This window comes from Streptomyces sp. NPDC002896, assembly GCF_040295225.1.
Classification (GTDB): domain Bacteria; phylum Actinomycetota; class Actinomycetes; order Streptomycetales; family Streptomycetaceae; genus Streptomyces.
This window is the reverse complement of the sequence record NZ_JBEOVA010000007.1, coordinates 292,184-311,121: the sequence shown is the minus strand read 5'-3', so window position 1 is coordinate 311,121 and position 18,938 is coordinate 292,184. Positions and strand designations below refer to the sequence as shown.

Annotated in this window: 17 protein-coding genes; 9 read left to right on the top strand and 8 right to left on the bottom strand. The window is 70.8% G+C overall.

Translation table 11 applies throughout. From position 1 onward, the window contains the following. The first annotated feature begins 305 nt into the window (after positions 1–305). From ABT009_RS15265 to ABT009_RS15250, 4 genes are all read left to right on the top strand, one after another. Positions 306–1,316 carry a polyprenyl synthetase family protein gene (locus ABT009_RS15265; RefSeq protein ID WP_351293620.1) on the top strand — a complete coding sequence of 337 codons (1,011 nt, stop codon included), beginning with the start codon at positions 306–308 and terminating at the stop codon, positions 1,314–1,316. Between the two features lie 305 nt (positions 1,317–1,621). Beyond that, positions 1,622–2,878: a LolA family protein gene (locus tag ABT009_RS15260; protein ID WP_351293617.1), complete on the top strand. Its 1,257-nt coding sequence runs from the start codon at positions 1,622–1,624 to the stop codon at positions 2,876–2,878. A 43-nt stretch (positions 2,879–2,921) separates the two neighbouring features. Then, complete coding sequence (locus ABT009_RS15255) at positions 2,922–3,890, top strand: ABC transporter ATP-binding protein (RefSeq protein WP_351293614.1); 969 nt, start codon at positions 2,922–2,924, stop codon at positions 3,888–3,890. Beyond that, the gene (locus ABT009_RS15250) at positions 3,877–4,806 is read left to right on the top strand and encodes an ABC transporter permease (protein WP_351293611.1); all 930 of its coding nucleotides are present in this window, start codon (positions 3,877–3,879) and stop codon (positions 4,804–4,806) included. The genes ABT009_RS15255 and ABT009_RS15250 overlap by 14 nt, the downstream gene beginning before the upstream one ends. A 50-nt stretch (positions 4,807–4,856) precedes the next feature. On the opposite strand, the gene ABT009_RS15245 is transcribed toward ABT009_RS15250, so the two are convergent. The 3 genes from ABT009_RS15245 to ABT009_RS15235 form a co-directional block, all read right to left on the bottom strand. Next, positions 4,857–5,330, bottom strand: coding sequence for a VOC family protein (locus tag ABT009_RS15245; protein WP_351293608.1), 474 nt, complete (start codon positions 5,328–5,330; stop codon positions 4,857–4,859). 82 nt (positions 5,331–5,412) lie between these two features. Next, positions 5,413–6,378, bottom strand: coding sequence for an EamA family transporter RarD (gene rarD, locus ABT009_RS15240; protein ID WP_351293606.1), 966 nt, complete (start codon positions 6,376–6,378; stop codon positions 5,413–5,415). A gap of 126 nt (positions 6,379–6,504) precedes the next feature. Then, positions 6,505–7,359 (bottom strand): SDR family oxidoreductase, encoded by an 855-nt coding sequence (locus tag ABT009_RS15235; RefSeq protein WP_351293604.1) that lies wholly within the window; start codon positions 7,357–7,359, stop codon positions 6,505–6,507. 90 nt (positions 7,360–7,449) lie between these two features. Here ABT009_RS15235 and ABT009_RS15230 point away from each other — a divergent pair, with 90 nt between their 5' ends. Then, positions 7,450–7,830, top strand: a complete 381-nt coding sequence (locus tag ABT009_RS15230; protein WP_351293602.1) for a winged helix-turn-helix transcriptional regulator — start codon at positions 7,450–7,452, stop codon at positions 7,828–7,830. A gap of 91 nt (positions 7,831–7,921) precedes the next feature. On the opposite strand, the gene ABT009_RS15225 is transcribed toward ABT009_RS15230, so the two are convergent. From ABT009_RS15225 to ABT009_RS15205, 5 genes are all read right to left on the bottom strand, one after another. Further along, positions 7,922–8,995, bottom strand: a complete 1,074-nt coding sequence (locus tag ABT009_RS15225; protein ID WP_351293599.1) for a 2-oxoacid:ferredoxin oxidoreductase subunit beta — start codon at positions 8,993–8,995, stop codon at positions 7,922–7,924. After that, positions 8,988–10,937 carry a 2-oxoacid:acceptor oxidoreductase subunit alpha gene (locus tag ABT009_RS15220; RefSeq protein WP_351293597.1) on the bottom strand — a complete coding sequence of 650 codons (1,950 nt, stop codon included), beginning with the start codon at positions 10,935–10,937 and terminating at the stop codon, positions 8,988–8,990. Before ABT009_RS15220 ends, ABT009_RS15225 begins: the two co-directional genes overlap by 8 nt. A 292-nt stretch (positions 10,938–11,229) precedes the next feature. Further along, the gene (locus ABT009_RS15215; RefSeq protein ID WP_502989882.1) at positions 11,230–11,889 is read right to left on the bottom strand and encodes a LuxR C-terminal-related transcriptional regulator; all 660 of its coding nucleotides are present in this window, start codon (positions 11,887–11,889) and stop codon (positions 11,230–11,232) included. Between the two features lie 215 nt (positions 11,890–12,104). Beyond that, a complete protein-coding gene (locus ABT009_RS15210; protein WP_351293591.1) occupies positions 12,105–13,493 on the bottom strand; it encodes a sensor histidine kinase in 1,389 nt (462 codons plus the stop codon). 202 nt (positions 13,494–13,695) lie between these two features. Then, positions 13,696–14,970, bottom strand: coding sequence for a sensor histidine kinase (locus tag ABT009_RS15205; protein WP_351293588.1), 1,275 nt, complete (start codon positions 14,968–14,970; stop codon positions 13,696–13,698). 240 nt (positions 14,971–15,210) lie between these two features. Here ABT009_RS15205 and ABT009_RS15200 point away from each other — a divergent pair, with 240 nt between their 5' ends. Genes ABT009_RS15200 through ABT009_RS15185 form a run of 4 tightly spaced genes read left to right on the top strand, consistent with a single transcriptional unit; the run spans position 15,211 to position 18,936 of the window. Continuing rightward, positions 15,211–15,663 (top strand): NADH-quinone oxidoreductase subunit A, encoded by a 453-nt coding sequence (locus ABT009_RS15200; protein WP_502989876.1) that lies wholly within the window; start codon positions 15,211–15,213, stop codon positions 15,661–15,663. After that, the gene (locus ABT009_RS15195; RefSeq protein ID WP_351293582.1) at positions 15,654–16,340 is read left to right on the top strand and encodes an NADH-quinone oxidoreductase subunit B; all 687 of its coding nucleotides are present in this window, start codon (positions 15,654–15,656) and stop codon (positions 16,338–16,340) included. Before ABT009_RS15200 ends, ABT009_RS15195 begins: the two co-directional genes overlap by 10 nt. Beyond that, positions 16,337–17,971 carry an NADH-quinone oxidoreductase subunit C gene (locus ABT009_RS15190; protein WP_351293580.1) on the top strand — a complete coding sequence of 545 codons (1,635 nt, stop codon included), beginning with the start codon at positions 16,337–16,339 and terminating at the stop codon, positions 17,969–17,971. The genes ABT009_RS15195 and ABT009_RS15190 overlap by 4 nt, the downstream gene beginning before the upstream one ends. Then, complete coding sequence (locus ABT009_RS15185) at positions 17,968–18,936, top strand: complex I subunit 1/NuoH family protein (RefSeq protein WP_351293577.1); 969 nt, start codon at positions 17,968–17,970, stop codon at positions 18,934–18,936. Before ABT009_RS15190 ends, ABT009_RS15185 begins: the two co-directional genes overlap by 4 nt. Positions 18,937–18,938 lie beyond the last annotated feature (2 nt).

The window sequence follows — 18,938 nt, the reverse complement described above, 5'->3', positions numbered from 1 at the left end:
TGGAACTCCGGCGGCCACTTCTGCGTATGACGTGTGAGGCGTGGGACCCGGGTGAGGTGTCCGGGGGCGCTTCAAAGGTGTACAGCGGATTTTTGCGGCATATGGGGACGTATGGGGATGATCACGAACATACCGGGGGAGGTCGCACAGCGCCCGGCTTGGACAGGCGGGCGCTCACTGTGATCGAAAGGCGACCGGATACGCTGACTCGAGTGATGGCAGCGACAGATCGACAAACACAGCGAAAAACCGTGTCATCGCCCATGTGACCGACCTTGTGATCGTCAGCAGACAGGAGATCCCTCGTGACCGTCGTCGGGCCGTTCGGGCTGAGCGTGCGGGACCAGGCTCTCGAAGCCGATGTCCAGGCCGGATTGGCGGCTGTCGAGGAGGGCCTCCTCGAGGCCACCAAGAGTGAGGTCCCGTTCATCACGGAGGCCGCGCAGCATCTGGTCCGCGCGGGCGGGAAGCGGTTTCGCCCGCTGCTCGTGATGCTCGCCGCGCAGTTCGGCGACCCGTATGCGCCGGGCATCGTGCCCTCCGCCGTGGTCGTCGAGCTCACGCACCTGGCGACCCTCTACCACGACGACGTCATGGACGAGGCCGAGGTGCGCCGCGGCGTCGAGAGCGCCAACAGCCGCTGGGGCAACTCCGTCGCGGTCCTGACCGGCGACTTCCTCTTCGCCCGCGCCTCGCACATCCTGGCCGACCTCGGCCCGGAGGCCGTCCGCATCCAGGCCGAGGCCTTCGAGCGCCTCGTCACGGGACAGATCCTGGAGACCGCGGGTCCGCGCGACGGCCGCGACCCCGTCGAGCACTACCTGGACGTGATCGGCGGCAAGACCGGCTCGCTGATCGCTGTAGCGGGTCGTTTCGGCGCGATGATGTCGGGCGCCGACGAGACGGTCGTGGACGTGCTGACCCAGTACGGCGAGCGGCTCGGCGTCGCCTTCCAGCTGGCCGACGACGTCCTGGACATCGCCTCCGAAACGCGCGAGTCCGGCAAGACCCCGGGCACGGATCTGCGCGAGGGCATTCCGACACTGCCGGTGCTGCGGCTGCGCGAGCGCGTGGAGCGGCTCGGCCTGCCCGAGGACATCGCCCTGAGTGAGCTCCTCGACTCCGACCTCACCGACGACGCGCGCCACGCGGAGGCGCTGGCCAAGCTCCGCGTCCACCCGGCGCTGGAGCAGGCCCGCCGGGACACCGTGCGGTACGCGCAGGAGGCGCGGGCCGCGCTCGCGCCCCTGCCCGAGTGCGATGCGAAGGCGGCGCTGGTGGAGCTGTGCGACGCGGTGGTGCACCGGGCGGGCTGAGTCCGCTTCCCCTGTTGACCGGCGCTGACGGCCTCTCACCCCGCCCATCGAGCGGCTCTGATGGCCCTCAACCCACGGACCGAATGCACGGCGGCGCCTCCCCCTACGGGTTGGGGGAGGCGCCGCCGCCGCATGTCATACCGCAGGAGTACGTGGAGTTGGGTCCGGGGTCTGACGATTCCTCATGGCGGATTTGGTCAGATGGACCACACCACTTCACAGCAATTCGGGTGAGAATGGCGGCGCGGAGTGGACGAGTACAGGGACAGGGCAGGCCGCCGCCGAACCACGGAGGTAGGGCACAGATGGCACCGTACGAATCCGGCAAGACGTCAGCGGAAGGGGCCGCCGCGGAGGCCGATGACCTGCGCGCGGGCCGCCGCAGGGCGGCGCGCTACGCGGTCCCGGTGGCGGTCGTGGGGGTGGCCGCGGCGACCATCGGGCTCGTCCCGGCGCTCGCCGACTCCGGTGACCCCGATCTGCCGAAGATCAGCGCGCAGGAACTCATCGAGAAGATCGCCGCGTCGGATGTGCAGCAGCTCTCCGGCACGGTGAAGATCAGCACCGATCTCGGGCTCCCCTCGCTGGGCGGCGCCGCGGGGAGCTTCGCCCCGGGCGGTGGCGCGAGCGGCGACGGCAGCGGTTCGTCCGCCGATCCGCAGGCCAAGTTGACGGAGCTCGCGTCCGGTACGCACACGCTGCGCGTGGCGGCCGACGGCCCCGACAAGCAGAAGCTGTCGGTCCTCGACGACGCGTCCGAGTACAGCGTGATCCACAACGGCGACGAGGTGTGGGCGTACGACAGCGCGTCGAACGAGGCGTACCACTCGACGGGCGCGGACCACGCAGAGAAGGGCGACAAGGGCGACAAGAGCGCGCCTGAGGACGTCCCGGCCACGCCCAAGGAGCTTGCCGATGAGGCGCTGAAGGCGGTCGACGACACGACGTCGGTGACGGTCGACGGCACCGCGCAGGTCGCGGGCCGCGACGCCTACAAGCTGCTCATCAAGCCGAAGCAGTCCGGCTCGACCATCGGCGCGATCTCGGTGGCGGTGGACGCCAAGACCGGCACGCCGCTCAAGTTCACGCTGACTCCGGCCAGTGGCGGAGCCGCCGTCGTCGACGCGGGCTTCACCAAGGTCGACTTCGGCAAGCCGGCCGCGTCCACGTTCGACTTCAGCCCGCCCAAGGGCACAAAGGTCACCGAGGGCGACGAGTCGGCGGCCCAGGAGTCCCACGACAAGGCGCCCAAGTCGGGCGAGGGTCTCGAGGACGGGATGAGCGGGCTGAGCGGCCTGAAGGTCATCGGTGAGGGCTGGGCCTCCATCGCCGAGTTCGAGATGCCGGGCGGCAAGGGTCTGCCGTCGGCCGGCTCGGGCGATGTCGCGCCGGAGGCACAGCAACTCCTCGACGCGCTGGGCGACAAGGTGTCCGGGAAGTTCGGCTCCGGCACGGTCTTCTCGACCCGCCTGGTCAACGCCCTCGTCACGGACGACGGCAAGGTCTACGCGGGCGCGGTGACGAAGGACGCGCTGGTGAAGGCGGCCAACGCGGCGAAGTAGCCCGGCGTCGGGAACGGTACGGCAACGGCAGGTTGGGAGAGCCATGGAGGAACTGTCCGCCGCGGAAAGCGACACGGGCGCGGTGATCGCCACCCGTGCGCTCACCAAGCGCTACCGCGGCGGGCAGCTCGCCGTGGACGGGCTCGACCTGACCGTCCCGGAGGGCAGCGTCTTCGGGTTCCTCGGGCCGAACGGCTCGGGCAAGACCACCACCATCCGGATGCTGATGGGACTGATCGCGCCGACTTCGGGCTCGGCCCGGGTCCTCGGCCGCCCCATGCCCCGCTCCACCCGCGACGTGCTCCCGCACGTGGGCGCGCTCATCGAGGGCCCGGCGCTCTACGGCTTCCTGTCCGGCCGCGACAACCTGCTGCGGTACGACGCGGCCGACCCGACCGCCGACCCGCGCACCCGCCGGACGCGTGTCGCCACCGCCCTGGACCGGGTGGGCCTCACGGCCGCCGCCGGCAAGAAGGCGAGGGCGTACTCGCTCGGCATGAAGCAGCGGTTGGGGCTGGCGGCCGCCCTGCTGCAGCCGAGGCGACTGCTCGTCCTCGACGAGCCGACCAACGGCCTCGACCCGCAGGGCATGCGCGAAATTCGCGCGCTGGTGAGGGAGTTGGCCTCGGACGGCACGACCGTCTTTCTCTCCTCGCACCTCCTGGACGAGATCGAGCAGGTGTGCACCCACGCGGCCGTGATGGCCCGCGGCCGCCTGATCACCCAGGGCCCGGTCGCCGAGCTCGCCGCGGGCGCGCGCGGCCGTCTCGTCGTGACGACCCCGGACCCGGGCGACGCGGCCCGCGTACTGAAGGAGCAGGGCGTGACGGACGTCGTCGTCGCGGACGACCGGGTGACGGGCGAGCCGCCCGACCCGGGCCGCGACCTCGCGGAGGTGAACGCGGCGCTCGTCACGGCCGGTGTGCGGGTGCGCGGTTTCGGTCTGGAGCGGGCCTCGCTGGAGGACGCGTTCGTGGCGCTGACGGGGGAGGGCTTCGATGTCGCAGGCTGAGGACACCTCCGTACGCGCCGAGAAGACCGCGCAGACCAGGGCGACCGCGGCGACCGCACTCTCCGTACGACGGATGTGGACCCTCGGCCTGTTCCGCAGCGAGCTGACGACCACGTTCCGCCGCTGGCGCACCCTGGCCCTCCTCGGCGTGCTCGCGGCCGTGCCCGTGCTCGTCGGTATCGCGGTGAAGATCGAGACGAGCGACGGCGGCGGCATGGGCGGCGGCGGGGGCGGCGGTGGAGCAGGCCCGGCGTTCATCGCGCAGATCACCAACAACGGCCTGTTCCTGGTGTTCACCTCGCTGGCCGCGACGCTGCCGTTCTTCCTGCCGATGGCGATCGGCGTCATCGCGGGCGACGCGATAGCGGGCGAGGCGAACGCGGGCACGCTGCGCTATCTGCTGGTGGCCCCGGCGGGCCGTACGCGGCTGCTGCTCACCAAGTACGCGACCACGATGGCGTTCTGCCTCGTGGCGACCCTCGTCGTGGCCGTGTCCGCCCTGACCGTGGGCGCGCTGCTGTTCCCGCTCGGCGAGCTCACCACGATCTCCGGCACACGCATCGGGATGGGCGACGGGCTGCTGCGCGCCCTGCTGATCGCGCTGGTGGTCGCCGCGTCACTGACCGGAATCGCGGCGCTCGGCCTCTTCGTCTCGACGCTGACGAACAGCGGCATCGCGGCGATGGCCACGACCGTCGGCCTGCTGATCACGGTCCAGATCCTCGACCAGATCCCCCAGCTGCACGCGATCCAGCCGTACCTCTTCTCGCACTACTGGCTGTCCTTCGCCGATCTGATGCGCGACCCGGTCTACTGGGACGACCTGACACACAACCTCGGGCTGCAGGCCCTGTACGCGGCCGTGTTCGGCTCGGCGGCGTGGGCGAGATTCACGGCGAAGGACATCACCGCGTAGCGGTCGGCGCCCGGCCTCATGAAGCAGGTGAGGGGGCCACGGGCGGCGCCTCAGTGGACGCAGAACTCGTTGCCCTCCGGGTCCTGCATGATCACCCACTCGCCCCCGGGCTCCTTCACCCGGCGCAGCACGGACGCGCCCAGCCGCTCCAGCCGTTCGACCTCGGTGTCGCGCTGCCCGGCTGGGGAGTGGACGTCGATGTGGAGGCGGTTCTTGGCGGTCTTGGGCTCCGGCACCCGCTGGAAGAGGATCCGGCGCCCGAGCCCGGTGCCGGTCTCCTCCTCGTACGGGTCGTCCGGGTGCCGAACCGCGATGAGGTCCCGCCAGGCGCGCCGGCCGCGGAACTCGAGCGTGAGGGACTCCGGGACGGCGCCGAAGCCGAGGAGTCGTTCGATCAGGGCGCTGTTGTCCTCGACCTCGTACCCGAGGGTCTCGGCCCAGAAGGCCGCTTGGGCCTGGGGGTCGGCGGCGTCGATGACGAGCTTCCAGTGGAGCGTCGGCCGGTGGTGGCTCTGCTGAGTCATACGCACCACTTATAGGCCCGTGCGCCGTGCGACGCGCCGTGTCCCGGCAAAGCCGCTGCCCACTCGTTTCCGATTTCTCGGTTCAGGCGGTCGCGCCACGCGTCGCCGGGGGTTCGGCGGCCCGCTGGGCGGTCTCCAGGCGCAGGGCCTCGGCCTCGGCCCGCGACCGGTGCGCTGTCCGCAGCGCGTCCCAGGTGAGCGTGACCAGGGCCAGCCAGACCAGCGCGAATCCCGCCCAGCGCTCGGGCGGCATGGCCTCGTGGAAGTAGAGGATGCCCAGCAGGAACTGGAAGACCGGCGCCAGGTACTGCAGCAGACCCAGCGTGGACAGCGGCACCCGGATCGCGGCCGCCCCGAAGCACACCAGGGGAGCGGCCGTCACGATGCCCGTCGCGGCCAGCAGCGCCGCGTGGCCCGTGCCCTCGGTCCCGAAAGTGAGGTCCCCCTGCGAGCCGAGCCACAGCAGATAGCCGAGCGCGGGCAGGAACTGGATCGCGGTCTCGGCAGCCAGCGACTCGAGTCCGCCGAGGTTGACCTTCTTCTTCGCCAGGCCGTAGGTCGCGAATGAGAAGGCGAGGACGAGCGAGATCCACGGCGGCCGGCCGTAGCCGATGGTGAGCACCACGACCGCCGCGAAGGCGATGCCGACCGCGGCCCACTGGGCGCGCCGCAGACGCTCCTTCAGCAGCAGGACGCCCATGGCGATGGTGACCAGCGGATTGATGAAGTAGCCGAGCGAGGTCTCGACCACGTGGCCGGCGTTCACGGCCCAGATGTAGACGCCCCAGTTGACGGTGATCACGGCCGCGGCGACCGCTATCAGTCCCAGCTTGCGCGGCTGCCGGATCAGCTCACCGGCCCAGGCCCAGCGCCGCATCACCAGCAGCGCGATGCCCACGACGCCGAGCGACCACACCATGCGGTGCGCGAGGATCTCGCCGGCCGCGGCGGGCTTGAGGAGGGGCCAGAAGAGAGGGACGAGCCCCCATGCCCCGTATGCCGCGAAGCCGTTCAGCAGACCTATCCGCTGCTCGCTCTTCGACTTCACGGGACCTCCTCCGGGCACGGCGACTCCACGAAGGTAGCGCCGGACGACCCCGCCTGTCATGTACGTATTGCCATACGGTCATGACAGGCGGGGCCCGGGGTGGCCGTGAGAGAGGCTCAGGGGCGCTCAGGCCTTGAGCGCGGCGGCGATCGACTCCGCGATCGGCGTGGTCGGGCGGCCGGTCAGGCGGGACAGGTCGCCGCTGGTGACGGCCAGCTGGCCCTGCTCGATGGACGCGTCCACGCCCGCCAGGATCGCGGCGAGCGGCTCGGGCAGCCCGGCGCCGGTCAGGATGCCGGTGAAGACCTCGACGGAGACGGGGTTGTAGACGATCTCCTTGCCCGACTGCTTGGCGACCTCCGCGGCGTACTCGGCGAAGCTCCACGCGGTGTCGCCGCTCAGCTCGTACGTCTTGTTCTCGTGGCCCTCGCCGGTCAGCACGGCGACGGCGGCGGCCGCGTAGTCCGCACGGGCGGCGGAGGCCACCTTGCCCTCACCGGCGGCCTGGACGACGGCGCCGTGCTCGAGGACGGGGGCGAGCTGCTCGGTGTAGTTCTCGTTGTACCAGCCGTTGCGCAGCAGCACGTACGGCACACCGGACTCGACGATCGCGGCCTCGGTGCCCTTGTGGTCGTCGGCCAGCGCGGCCGTCAGGGTTCCGGGGGCGCTGGTGTACGCGAAGAGCGCGACACCGGCCGCCTTGGCGGCGTCGAGGACGACCTTGTGCTGGCCGACACGGCCCTTGTCGAACTCGTTGCCGGAGATGAGCAGCGCCTTGTCACCGGCGGAGAACAGGCCGTCGAAGGTCTCGGGGGTGTTGTAGTCGGCGACCGCGATCTTCACACCGCGGGCCGCGAAGCCGGCGGCCTTCTCCTCGCTGCGGACGACGGCGGTGATCTGGTCGGCCGGGACCTTCTCCAGCAGTCCCTCGATGACGAAACGGCCGAGGTGGCCGGTGGCTCCGGTGACGACGATGCTCATGGCTGATCTCTCCTCTTGAGTGGCTCTGCGGCTAACCCTAAGAGGGGCGCTGTGGATTGGAAAGTACCCACTTTGAAGTAAGGTACTGGCATGGCCGTAAGCATCAAGGGCGTCAAGATCGACGAGGACGCCGCCATGTGTCCGTACCGGTTGGTCCTCGAGCACGTCACCAGCCGCTGGGGCGTGCTCATCCTCATCGCGCTGCAGGAGCGCTCGTACCGCTTCAGTGAGCTGCGCCGCGAGATCGGCCGCGTCAGCGAGAAGATGCTGGCCCAGACGCTGCAGACGCTGGAGCGCGACGGCCTGGTGCACCGGGACGCCAAGCCGGTGATCCCGCCGCGCGTCGACTACTCGCTCACCCCGCTCGGCAGGGAGGCCGCCGAACAGGTCCGGGCCCTGGCGAGCTGGACCGAGCAGCGCATGGGCGAGGTGCTGAAGGCCCGCCAGACGTACGACGAGGCGCGGGCCTGAAGTCTGTCGTACGAACACGGCGAGGCCCGGACCTGAAGCGTCAGGGCTTCGGGTCCGGGCCTCATGCCTTGTGTGGACTGGGTGCCGGCGGTCAGCCGACCACCGTCCAGGTGTCGCCCCCGGCGAACAGCGCGCTCAGGTCGCCCTTGCCGTTCTGCTCGATGGCGGTGTCCAGCTGGTCGGCCATCTGCGTGTCGTAGACCGGCCGGTCCACGGACCGGAAGACGCCGATCGGGGTGTTGTGCAGGGTGTCCGGGTCGGCGAGGCGGGACAGGGCGAACGCCGTCGTCGGCGAGGCGGAGTGCGCGTCGTGGACGAGGATCTGCGACTCGTTCTCGGGCGTGACCGCGACGACCTTCAGATCGCCGGTGGCCGCGTCGCGTACGACACCCTTCGAGCGCTCGTGGCCGAAGCGGATCGGCTGCCCGTGCTCCAGGCGGATCACGGCTTCCTCGGCCTGCTGCTTGTCCTTGAGGGCGTCGAAGGCGCCGTCGTTGAAGATGTTGCAGTTCTGGTAGATCTCCACCAGCGCCGTGCCCGGGTGGGCGGCCGCCTCGCGCAGCACGCTCGTGAGGTGCTGGCGGTCGGAGTCGACCGTGCGCGCCACGAACGACGCCTCCGCGCCGATCGCCAGCGAGACCGGGTTGAAGGGCGCGTCCAGCGAGCCCATCGGCGTCGACTTGGTGATCTTGCCGACCTCGGAGGTGGGCGAGTACTGGCCCTTGGTCAGGCCGTAGATCCGGTTGTTGAACAGCAGGATCTTGAGGTTGACGTTGCGGCGCAGCGCGTGGATCAGGTGGTTGCCGCCGATCGACAGCGCGTCACCGTCACCCGTGACGACCCACACCGACAGGTCGCGGCGGGAGGAGGCAAGGCCGGTCGCGATGGCCGGGGCGCGGCCGTGGATGGAGTGCATCCCGTACGTGTTCATGTAGTACGGGAAGCGGGAGGAACAGCCGATGCCCGAGACGAAGACGATGTTCTCCTTCGCCAGGCCGAGCTCGGGCATAAAGCCCTGCACGGCGGCGAGGATCGCGTAGTCACCGCAACCGGGGCACCAGCGCACTTCCTGATCGGACTTGAAGTCCTTCATGGACTGCTTGGCCTCGGCCTTGGGGACCAGCGAAAGCGCTTCGATGGTCCCTTCGGTGGTGGTCTCAGGCATCGATGGCCTCCTTGAGAGCCGTGGCGAGCTGCTCCGCCTTGAACGGCATTCCGTTGACCTGGTTGTGCGAGTGGGCGTCGACCAGGTACTTCGCCCGGATCAGGGTGGCGAGCTGACCGAGGTTCATCTCGGGAATCACCACCTTGTCGTAACGCTTCAGGACGTCGCCCAGATTCCCCGGGAACGGGTTGAGGTGGCGCAGATGGGCCTGGGCGACGCTCTCGCCGGCCTTGCGCAGCCGGCGCACGGCAGCGGTGATCGGCCCGTACGTCGAACCCCAGCCCAGGACGAGCAGCTTCGCGTCCCCGGTCGGGTCGTCGACCTCGATGTCGGGCACCTCGATGCCGTCGATCTTGGCCTGGCGGGTGCGGACCATGAAGTCGTGGTTGGCCGGGTCGTAGGAGATGTTGCCCGTGCCGTCCTGCTTCTCGATGCCGCCGATGCGGTGCTCCAGACCCGGCGTGCCCGGCACCGCCCACGGACGGGCCAGCGTCTGCGGGTCGCGCTTGTACGGCCAGAAGACCTCGGTGCCGTCGTCCAGCGTGTGGTTCGGGCCCTGCGCGAACTGCACCTGCAGATCGGGCAGCTCGTCGAGCTCCGGGATGCGCCAGGGCTCGGAGCCGTTGGCCAGGTAGCCGTCGGAGAGCAGCATCACCGGCGTGCGGTAGGTCAGCGCGATCCGGGCCGCCTCGAGCGCGGCATCGAAGCAGTCGGCCGGGGTCTGCGGGGCGATCACCGGGACCGGCGCCTCGCCGTTGCGCCCGTACATCGCCTGCAGCAGGTCCGCCTGCTCGGTCTTGGTCGGCAGACCGGTGGACGGGCCGCCGCGCTGAATGTCGATGACCAGCAGCGGCAGCTCGAGAGAGACCGCGAGACCGATCGTCTCCGACTTCAGCGCCACACCCGGACCGGACGTCGTCGTCACCGCAAGCGAGCCGCCGAAGGCCGCGCCCAGCGCCGCGCCGATGCCCGCGATCTCGTCCTCGGCCTGAAACGTGCGCACGCCGAAGTTCTTGTGCTTGCTCAGCTCGTGCAGGATGTCCGACGCCGGGGTGATCGGGTACGAGCCCAGGTACAGCGGCAGGTCCGCCTGGCGAGACGCGGCGACCAGTCCGTAGGACAGCGCCAGGTTCCCGGAGATGTTGCGGTACGTGCCGGCGGGGAAGGCCTTCGTGGCCGGGCCGACCTCGTAGGAGACCGCGAAGTCCTCGGTCGTCTCGCCGAAGTTCCAGCCCGCGCGGAACGCGGCGATGTTCGCCTCGGCGATGTCCGGCTTCTTGGCGAACTTGGACCGCAGGAACTTCTCGGTGCCCTCGGTCGGGCGGTGGTACATCCAGCTCAGCAGGCCCAGCGCGAACATGTTCTTGCTACGGCCGGCGTCCTTGCGCGAAAGGTCGAACTCCTTCAGCGCCTCCACCGTCAGCGTGGTCAGCGGCACCGGGTGCACGCTGTAGCCGTCCAGCGAGCCGTCCTCCAGCGGGGACGTCTCGTAGCCGACCTTCTGCATCGCACGCTTGGTGAACTCGTCCGTGTTGACGATGATCTCCGCGCCGCGCGGCACGTCCCCGATGTTCGCCTTCAGTGCTGCGGGGTTCATCGCGACCAGCACGTTGGGCGCGTCGCCCGGCGTGAGGATGTCGTGGTCGGCGAAGTGCAGCTGGAACGACGACACACCCGGCAGGGTGCCTGCAGGGGCGCGGATCTCGGCGGGGAAGTTCGGCAGCGTCGACAGGTCGTTGCCGAAGGATGCCGTCTCCGAGGTGAAGCGGTCGCCCGTGAGCTGCATACCGTCGCCGGAGTCGCCCGCGAAGCGGATGATCACACGGTCGAGACGGCGTACTTCCTTGTCGCCCGTCGCCCCCGCCTCGGACAGCGGCATGCGCTGCTCGCCGACCACGGTGCCGTCGGTCTGCTCGGCTGGGCTACTGACCTGGCTGGTCACTGAACTGGACCTCCCTCGAGGCGGCTCGTACGAGGTGGCCGGCCCACCGACCTCCCCATAGCCCACCCTACGTCGGTAAGGGTGTCCTTCCCTGGACCGTTCGCATGGTGGACGCACTTTTGAGATGATCTACTGTCCCGGTTTGACATATTCTGCACGCCCCTGACCCTTCCTGTAGAAGACGCCGGCCGCTCATCCCTTGGTTCTAGGGCTCACGCCTGATGTGGCTCGCCTTCGCCTCGTCCGTAACTCGTCGCAGGTAGTGACTGATGTCTGACAGCGTGTCAGTCGGCTACGAGTTCAGATAGGTCAGGACCGCCAGAACACGCCGGTGATCCCCGTCACTCTGGGACAGGCCGAGCTTCAGGAAGATGTTGCTTACGTGCTTCTCGACCGCGCCGTCGCTCACCACGAGCTGTCTGGCGATCGCCGAGTTCGTCCGGCCCTCGGCCATCAGACCGAGGACCTCCCGCTCGCGGGGTGTGAGGCCCGCGAGCACATCCTGCTTGCGGCTGCGGCCCAGCAGCTGCGCCACGACCTCCGGGTCGAGCGCCGTTCCGCCCCCGGCCACACGCACCACGGCGTCCACGAACTCGCGTACTTCGGCCACCCGGTCCTTCAGCAGGTACCCGACGCCGCGGCTGGAGCCCGCGAGCAGTTCCGTCGCGTACCGCTCCTCCACGTACTGCGACAGCACCAGCACGCCGAGATCGGGATGGAGCGCCCGCAGCTGCACCGCGGCCCGTACGCCCTCGTCCGTGTGCGTCGGCGGCATCCGCACGTCGGCGACCACCACGTCGGGCAGCGAGCCCTCGCCGGCGAGCTCGGTGATGGTCTTGATCAGCGCGTCCGCGTCGCCCACGCCCGCGACGACCTCGTGCCCGCGGTCGGTCAGCAACCGGGTCAGGCCCTCCCTGAGCAGCACTGAATCCTCGGCGATGACCACCCGCACCCTGTCCTCCACGATTCTCCGGCCCCCCATAGCCTCTCTCGGCTCGCCCGGCTCGGTCCCCGCCCGGCTCTGCTGGTACGTCTCTGCCGTACGGCCCCGTGGGTTCGTACGGCAGAGACCAGCATCCCAGCATTCGGGACGGAGAGGGCCTGAGGCACGGGAATCGGGGGTGTGACTCCGGTGCGGTCTGCCCTTCGGGCGAGCGGGAGGGAGTCTCAGCCGCGCCAGGGCAGCTCGGCCGTGACGCGGGTCGGGCCTCCGGGCGGGGAGTCGACGAGGAGGATGCCGTCGACGGCGTCCATCCGCTCGGCGAGGCCCGCGAGGCCGGAGCCCCTCGCGCCCGCGGCGGAACCGCTGCCGGGTGCCGTCGCGCCGCCCGTGCCGTCGTCCGTGACCTGCAGCAGCAGCCGGTCCTCGACCCGCCACACGTCGACGGTGGCCCGGGTCGCCTGCGCGTGCTTGCTGATGTTCTGCAGCAGCTCGGAGACCGTGAAGTAGGCGATGCCCTCGATCGCGGGGGCCGGGCGGGACGGCAGGTCCACGTCGACCTGGACCGGGACCGTGCAGCGGGACGCCACCGCGGACAGGGCCGCGTCCAGGCCGCGGTCGGTGAGGACGGCCGGGTGGATGCCGCGTGCCAGGTCGCGCAGCTCCTGCAGCGCCGTCTTCACCTCGCCGTGCGCCTCGTCCACCATGCGCGCCGCGGCCTCCGGGTCCTGAGCCAGCTTCTCCTTGGCGAGCCCCAGGTCCATGGCCAGCGCCACCAGGCGGGCCTGCGCGCCGTCGTGCAGATCGCGTTCGATACGGCGCAGGTCTGCTGCGGCCGTGTCGACGACGACACCGCGGTCCGACTCCAGCTCCACCACCCGCGTGGCCAGCCGCGACGGCCCCAGCAGACCCGACACCAGCAGCCGGTCCACGGTGGTCAGGGCCCGCAGGATCCACGGCGTCGCCAGCGTGATCAGCAGCCCGACCAGCGCGGTCACGGTGATCTCGAACGGGTTGTCCAGATAGACGCTGTGCGTGCCGTCGCCGTAGAGCTGGAGGCCGCCGACGCCCACGTACATCGGGAAGACCCACTGCCACAGCGGGTACGTCAGCATCGCCCAGCCGTACGCCCAGAAGGAGATCGCCACCGAGAAGGCGAACACCGCCCACGGGAAGTGCACGATCGCGTAGACGAGATGCCGCCAGGAGGTGCCGCTCCTCAGGAGCGCGGTCACCCATGACAGCGCGCCGCGGCGTTCCGGGCGGCGGACCGGCTTCGGGTCCGCCACGTCCAGGCGCAGCAGCGCCCTGGCCCGGGCCCGCTCCAGCGCGCCGAGTCCGCGGCAGCCGGCGAGCGCCGCGGCGAGCACCGGGATGCCGAGGAAGGTGATCAGGAGGCCCGCGCCGAGGGACAACATCGTGACGGCGAAGGTGAACATAAGGATGCTGACCGGCAGGCTCAGCATCAGATAGCCGAACTCGCGCCAGGTGCGCCCCTCGAACGGTGCGCGCAGCCCCGCCGGCAGAAGGTGCCGCCGCTCCGGTTCCCCGTCGCCCGCCCCGCCGAACCCGGGCCGGCCGAGCCGCCCGTACCCCTGTTCGTACTCCGTGGCCATCGCTGTCGCCCGTCCGTTCTGCTCGGTGTTCCGCCGAATCGCTGCTCAAATGGCTGTCGTCGTACTTCAACAGTGCTGGCGGCGGAACCTGCGGACCATGCAGGCCGTCGGCGTCTTGGGGCGGGGGTTTTCCCTACCCCGGGCGGGCCGTACGGCTTCTTGGCCTGGGCGGGCGGTATGCCTTCTTGGGTCCGGGCGGGCGCTACGGCTTCTTGGGTCCGGGGTCGTCCGTCCGGTCCCGCCACGGCAGTTCCGCCGTGATCGTCGTCGGCCCGCCCGCGGGGGAGTCGATCACGAACAGTCCGTCGACCGCGCCGAGCCGCTCGGCGAGCCCTGCCATCCCCGTACCGCCGTCCAGGCGCGCACCGCCGCGCCCGTCGTCCCGTACCTGGACCAGCAGCCGCTGGTCCGCGCGCCACACGTCCACGGACGCGGAGCGCGCACCGCTGTGCTTGCTGACGTTCTGCAGCAGCTCGGAGACCGTGAAGTACGCGATGCCCTCGATGGCGGCCGCCGGGCGCGCGTCCAGGTCCGCTGTCACCTGCACCGGCACGGTGCAGCGCGACGCCACCGAGGAGAGGGCCGCGTCCAGGCCGCGGTCGGTGAGGACGGCCGGGTGGATGCCGCGCGCCAGGTCGCGCAGCTCCTGCAGGGCCAGCTTCACCTCGCCGTGCGCCTCCTCGACCATGGCCGCCGCCGCGTCGGGGTCCTCCAGGAGCTTCTCCTTGGCCAGGCCGAGGCCCATGGCGAGGTTCACCAGGCGGGCCTGCGCGCCGTCGTGCAGATCGCGTTCGATACGGCGCAGGTCTGCTGCGGCCGTGTCGACGACGACCCCCCGATCCGACTCCAGCTCGGCGATGCGGCGCTCCAGCTCGTCGGAGGGCGACAGCAGCCCGCGCACCATGGCCCGGTCGGCGTTGGTGAGCCCGCGCGCGATGTACGGCAGGACCGGCCACAGGACGAACAGCGAGGTGAACGTGACCGTGAAGGTGAGCACGCCCCACGGCAGCCGTATGAACTCGTAGAGCACGGTGCGCCAGCCGACCGGGTCCTTCAGGGCCAGCCACAGCTGCGCGAAGAAGCCGCCGCCTCCGCGCAACGGCAGGGGACTCGGCTCGTCGACCCGCACTCCGAGGAGCAGCCTGGCCCGCGCCCGCTCCAGCTTGCCGAGCTGCCGTGCGCCCATCAGCCCGGCCGCGAGCAGCGGAAACCCGATCACCGTCACGGTCAGCCAGGCGCCGGTGAAAGGCACCGTCATCACGTAGGTGAAGCCCAGCAGCGCAACCGGCAGGTTCGCGAGGAGGTGCGCGATCTCCTTCCAGGTCTGCCGGTCGAAGGCGAAGCGGGCGGGCGGCAGCCGCTCCTCGCTGCGCTCGGCGCCGTCATCCGGGGCGCCTGCGGCGGCAACTGCGGCGGCGGTGCCGGTTCGGTTGGCGGCGGTGCCTGCGCTGGAGCTGGTGCTGGTTCCTGCGGTCATGGCCGCCAGCGTGCCCGGTTGCGCGCCGTTGCGCCATGAGGTCCGCCGCCGCGGTTAACTGGGGATAACCCCACCTCGTGCGGGCCGCCGCGGGGGACCCGCCGACTGCACGCATGACGGGCCGCTTACCGTTTCTTTAGCAGGCCCTAGACTCCCGTGCGTACAGATCGTCGAACACGGCCCATCACGGGGCGCAACGAAACGCCCGTCACGGGCGCAATGAGAGAACGAGGGGCGGACGTGCCGGAACCGACCGTTCTCGCGGCAGGCCACGTCGCTGCGGGCGACGTCGCGGGGGTTCACGTCGCCGTGGCCGACATCGCAGCCGACTACTTCCAGTCGTACTCCGTCGTCGGGCTGCTCGCCGTCATCGGCGTGCTCTTCGTCGCCGTCGCCTTCGGCGCGGGACGGCTGCTGCGACCCGTCGTCCCCACGCCCGAGAAGCTGCTGACGTACGAATGCGGCGTCGACCCGGTCGGCGAGGGCTGGGCGCACACCCAGGTCCGCTACTACGTCTACGCCTTCCTCTACGTGATCTTCGCCGTGGACTCGATCTTCCTGTTCCCGTGGGCCACGGTGTTCGCCGCACCCGGATACGGAGCGACGACGCTGGTGGAGATGTTCATCTTCCTCGGCTTCCTCGCCGTAGGCCTGCTGTACGCATACAAGAAGGGCGTCCTCACATGGACGTGACCCGGCCCGATATGGACTTGGCCCAGAACGCGGACGTGATCCAGCCCGAACCCGTGCTGCTTCCCGAGCCGAAGCGGCTGGGGGCGCTGGCCCGGCTCGCCCCCGAGCCGATGAAGGTGATCCTCAACTGGGGCCGCCGCTACAGCCTGTGGGTGTTCAACTTCGGGCTCGCCTGCTGCGCGATCGAGTTCATCGCCGCGTCGATGGCCAGGCACGACTTCATCCGGCTCGGCGTGATCCCGTTCGCGCCCGGCCCGCGCCAGGCGGACCTGATGGTCGTGTCCGGCACGGTGACGGACAAGATGGCCCCGGCCGTGAAGCGGCTCTACGAGCAGATGCCCGAGCCCAAGTACGTCATCTCCTTCGGCGCCTGCAGCAACTGCGGCGGCCCGTACTGGGACTCGTACTCCGTGACGAAGGGCGTCGACCAGATCATCCCGGTGGACGTGTACGTGCCCGGGTGCCCGCCGCGCCCGGAGGCGCTGCTCCAGGGCATCCTCAAACTCCAGGAGAAGATCGCTCGGGAGTCGCTGGGGGAGCGGTACGGCTCGGGTGCTGGTGCTGGTGCTGGTGCTGGTGCGGGCGCCGGTGCGGGGCGGCCTTCGGCCGCGGCGCTGCAGAGCGGCCTGGTGAAGCCGCCTGTCCAGCCGTCTGCTGCGGGGGAGGCGTCCGAGTGACCGGTTGGCTCACCGCCCCCGTCGAGGAACTCTTCGGTGCGGACGCGACGGCCGAGGAGTCGTACGACGTGCTGACCGTCGACGTGCCCCCGTCCTCCTGGACAGCGGCTCTGGAGACGGCGCGTTCCGTGCTCGGCTGCACCTACTTCGACTGGCTGAGCGCCGTCGACGAGCCCGGCACGGGCTTCCGCGTGTCCGCGCACGTGGTGGCGCTGTCGCCGGTACGCCGCCTTCTCGTCCGTACGACCGTTCCGCACGACGCACCCGTACTGCCGTCCGCCGTCGGCGTCTACGCGGGCGCGGCATGGCACGAGCGCGAGACCCACGAGATGTTCGGCGTGGCCTTCGAGGGCCACCCGGGGCTGGCACCTCTCCTCTTGCCGGACGGTTTCGAGGGCCATCCGCTGCGCAAGGACTTCGTACTCGCGGCAAGGGTCGCCAAGGCCTGGCCGGGCGCCAAGGAGCCGGGGGAGTCCGAGCACGGCGGCCCCAAGCGCCGCCAGATGCTGCCGCCCGGTGTCCCCGACCCGAACGAGTGGGGGCCGCTGAAGGGCCAGCTTCCCGCGGCTCCGGCCCGTCCCGCGCGGGGTGCCGCGCGCGCCGCGGGCGACCGCCCGGTTCGGCGTACGCGCCCGGCGAGCGAGGGCTCGGCCAGCCAGGCGGGGGCGGCGGCTGCGGGGGCGGCCACGCCGGGCGCCGCGGCGGAGTCTGGAGCTGGTGCCGCGGCTGGGCAGGCGGGGGCGGTGACCCCGCGCCGGTCGCGCAGTGCGAGCCAGGGGTCGGCGAGCCAGCGGGCTGCGGCTGGGCAGGCTGAGGGTGCGCAGGCCGAGGGCGCGCAGGCTGCAGGGACCCCGGTTGCCGGGGCTCAGCCTGAGGCTGGGCCGGCGGGGGCAGCGGTGCCGCGCCGGGCGCGGAGCGCGAGTGAGGGTTCGACGAGCCAGCGGGCCGAGGGCGCGCAGGCTGAGGGAGCGCGGGCCGAGGGTGGCCCGGTCGCCGGGGCTGAGCCTGGGGCTGGGCCGGCGGGGGCAGCGGTGCCGCGCCGGGCGCGGAGCGCGAGTGACGGCTCTGCGAGCCAGCGGGCTGCGGCTGCGGACGCTGCGGCCACGGATGCTGGGGCTGCGGGCGGTGCGGTCACGGATGCTGGGGCTGCGCAGGCTGACGGCACGCAGGCAGAGGGTGCCCCGGCGCGCGGGGGCGCATCTCGCCCTGCCCGTAGCGCCGACGCGCCCTGGCACCATGCACGTCCCGCCTTCGACGAGCCGGACGACGAGTCCGCGCAGAAGTCGGCCGAGTCGCCGTCCGAGGCAGTAGCCGCACGGCCGTCGGCGGCCGAACCCTCGGCGGCGCCAGCAGCCACTGTGCAGGCTCAGCCATCGGCCGAGCCGTCGGCTGAGCCGGCTGACGAGGCGCCGGCTGAAGCGGCCGAAGCATCCGAATCGGAGCCCGAGCCCCCGGAGCCGGAGGGCCCCGAGCCCACCAAGACCACCGGGTCGCCCGGTACCGCCGAGAACTCCGCATCGCCGGACGGATCGCAGGACGGCACCAACCCGGAGCCCGAGTCCCCGGACAACCCCACCGAAACCACCGGCACGACGGACACCACCGACAACCGCTCAGGAGGCCAGCAGTGAACGACGCGCTCGACGTCGCTCTGCGACTCCTCGTCGTCTTCGTCGTCTTCCTCACGCTGCCCCTCGTCATCGGTCAGACCGAGCACAAGGTGATGGCGCACATGCAAGGCCGCCTCGGCCCCATGTACGCGGGCGGCTTCCACGGCTGGGCGCAGCTCGTCGCCGACGGCGTGAAGTTCGCGCAGAAGGAAGACGTCGTACCGGCCGGCGCCGACCGCCGTATCTTCCAGCTCGCCCCGGCTGTCGCCCTCCTCCCTTACCTCCTCGTCCTGGTCGCCATCCCGATCGGCCCGAGCGAGGGTGCGGTCGGCCAGATCGTCGACGCGGGCATCTTCTTCGTACTCGCCGTCATGGGCGTCGGCGTGCTCGGCTCCCTCATGGCCGGGTGGGCCTCCGCCAACAAGTTCTCCCTCCTCGGCGGCCTCCGCACCGCCGCGCAGCTCCTCGCCTACGAGCTGCCGATGCTGCTCACCGCCGCCTCGGTGGCGATGGCGGCCGGGACCGTCTCGCTCCCGGGCATCGTCAACGCCTTCGAGTGGTGGTGGCTGCCCTGGCAGATCGTGGGCGCCATCGTCTTCTTCGTCGCCGGGCTCGCCGAACTCCAGCGCCCGCCCTTCGACATGCCTGTCGCCGACTCGGAGATCATCTTCGGTGCCTACACCGAGTACACGGGCCTCCGTTTCGCTCTGTTCCTGCTCGCCGAATACGCCGGCATCGTCGTCCTGTGCGGCCTCACCACCGTCCTGTTCCTCGGCGGCTGGCACGGCCCGTGGGGCGCCGAGGGGCTCGGCTGGGTGTGGACCCTCCTCAAGACGGCCGTGCTCGCCTTCATCGTGATCTGGCTGCGCGTGACCTACCCGCGGCTGCGCGAGGACCAGCTCCAGAAGCTCTCCTGGACCTGCCTCATCCCGCTCGCCCTCGCCCAGATCGCCCTCACCGGCGTCGTCAAGGTGGTGATCCAGTAACC

What these genes read in the sequence shown, in the direction of transcription:
- ABT009_RS15260 (WP_351293617.1), top strand. Translation starts at nt 1,622, where the DNA reads ATGGCACCGTACGAATCCGGCAAGACGTCAGCGGAAGGGGCCGCCGCG.
- ABT009_RS15255 (WP_351293614.1), top strand. Translation starts at nt 2,922, where the DNA reads ATGGAGGAACTGTCCGCCGCGGAAAGCGACACGGGCGCGGTGATCGCC.
- ABT009_RS15250 (WP_351293611.1), top strand. Translation starts at nt 3,877, where the DNA reads ATGTCGCAGGCTGAGGACACCTCCGTACGCGCCGAGAAGACCGCGCAG.
- ABT009_RS15245 (WP_351293608.1), bottom strand. Translation starts at nt 5,330, where the DNA reads ATGACTCAGCAGAGCCACCACCGGCCGACGCTCCACTGGAAGCTCGTC.
- ABT009_RS15235 (WP_351293604.1), bottom strand. Translation starts at nt 7,359, where the DNA reads ATGAGCATCGTCGTCACCGGAGCCACCGGCCACCTCGGCCGTTTCGTC.
- ABT009_RS15230 (WP_351293602.1), top strand. Translation starts at nt 7,450, where the DNA reads ATGGCCGTAAGCATCAAGGGCGTCAAGATCGACGAGGACGCCGCCATG.
- ABT009_RS15225 (WP_351293599.1), bottom strand. Translation starts at nt 8,995, where the DNA reads ATGCCTGAGACCACCACCGAAGGGACCATCGAAGCGCTTTCGCTGGTC.
- ABT009_RS15210 (WP_351293591.1), bottom strand. Translation starts at nt 13,493, where the DNA reads ATGGCCACGGAGTACGAACAGGGGTACGGGCGGCTCGGCCGGCCCGGG.
- ABT009_RS15205 (WP_351293588.1), bottom strand. Translation starts at nt 14,970, where the DNA reads ATGACCGCAGGAACCAGCACCAGCTCCAGCGCAGGCACCGCCGCCAAC.
- ABT009_RS15195 (WP_351293582.1), top strand. Translation starts at nt 15,654, where the DNA reads ATGGACGTGACCCGGCCCGATATGGACTTGGCCCAGAACGCGGACGTG.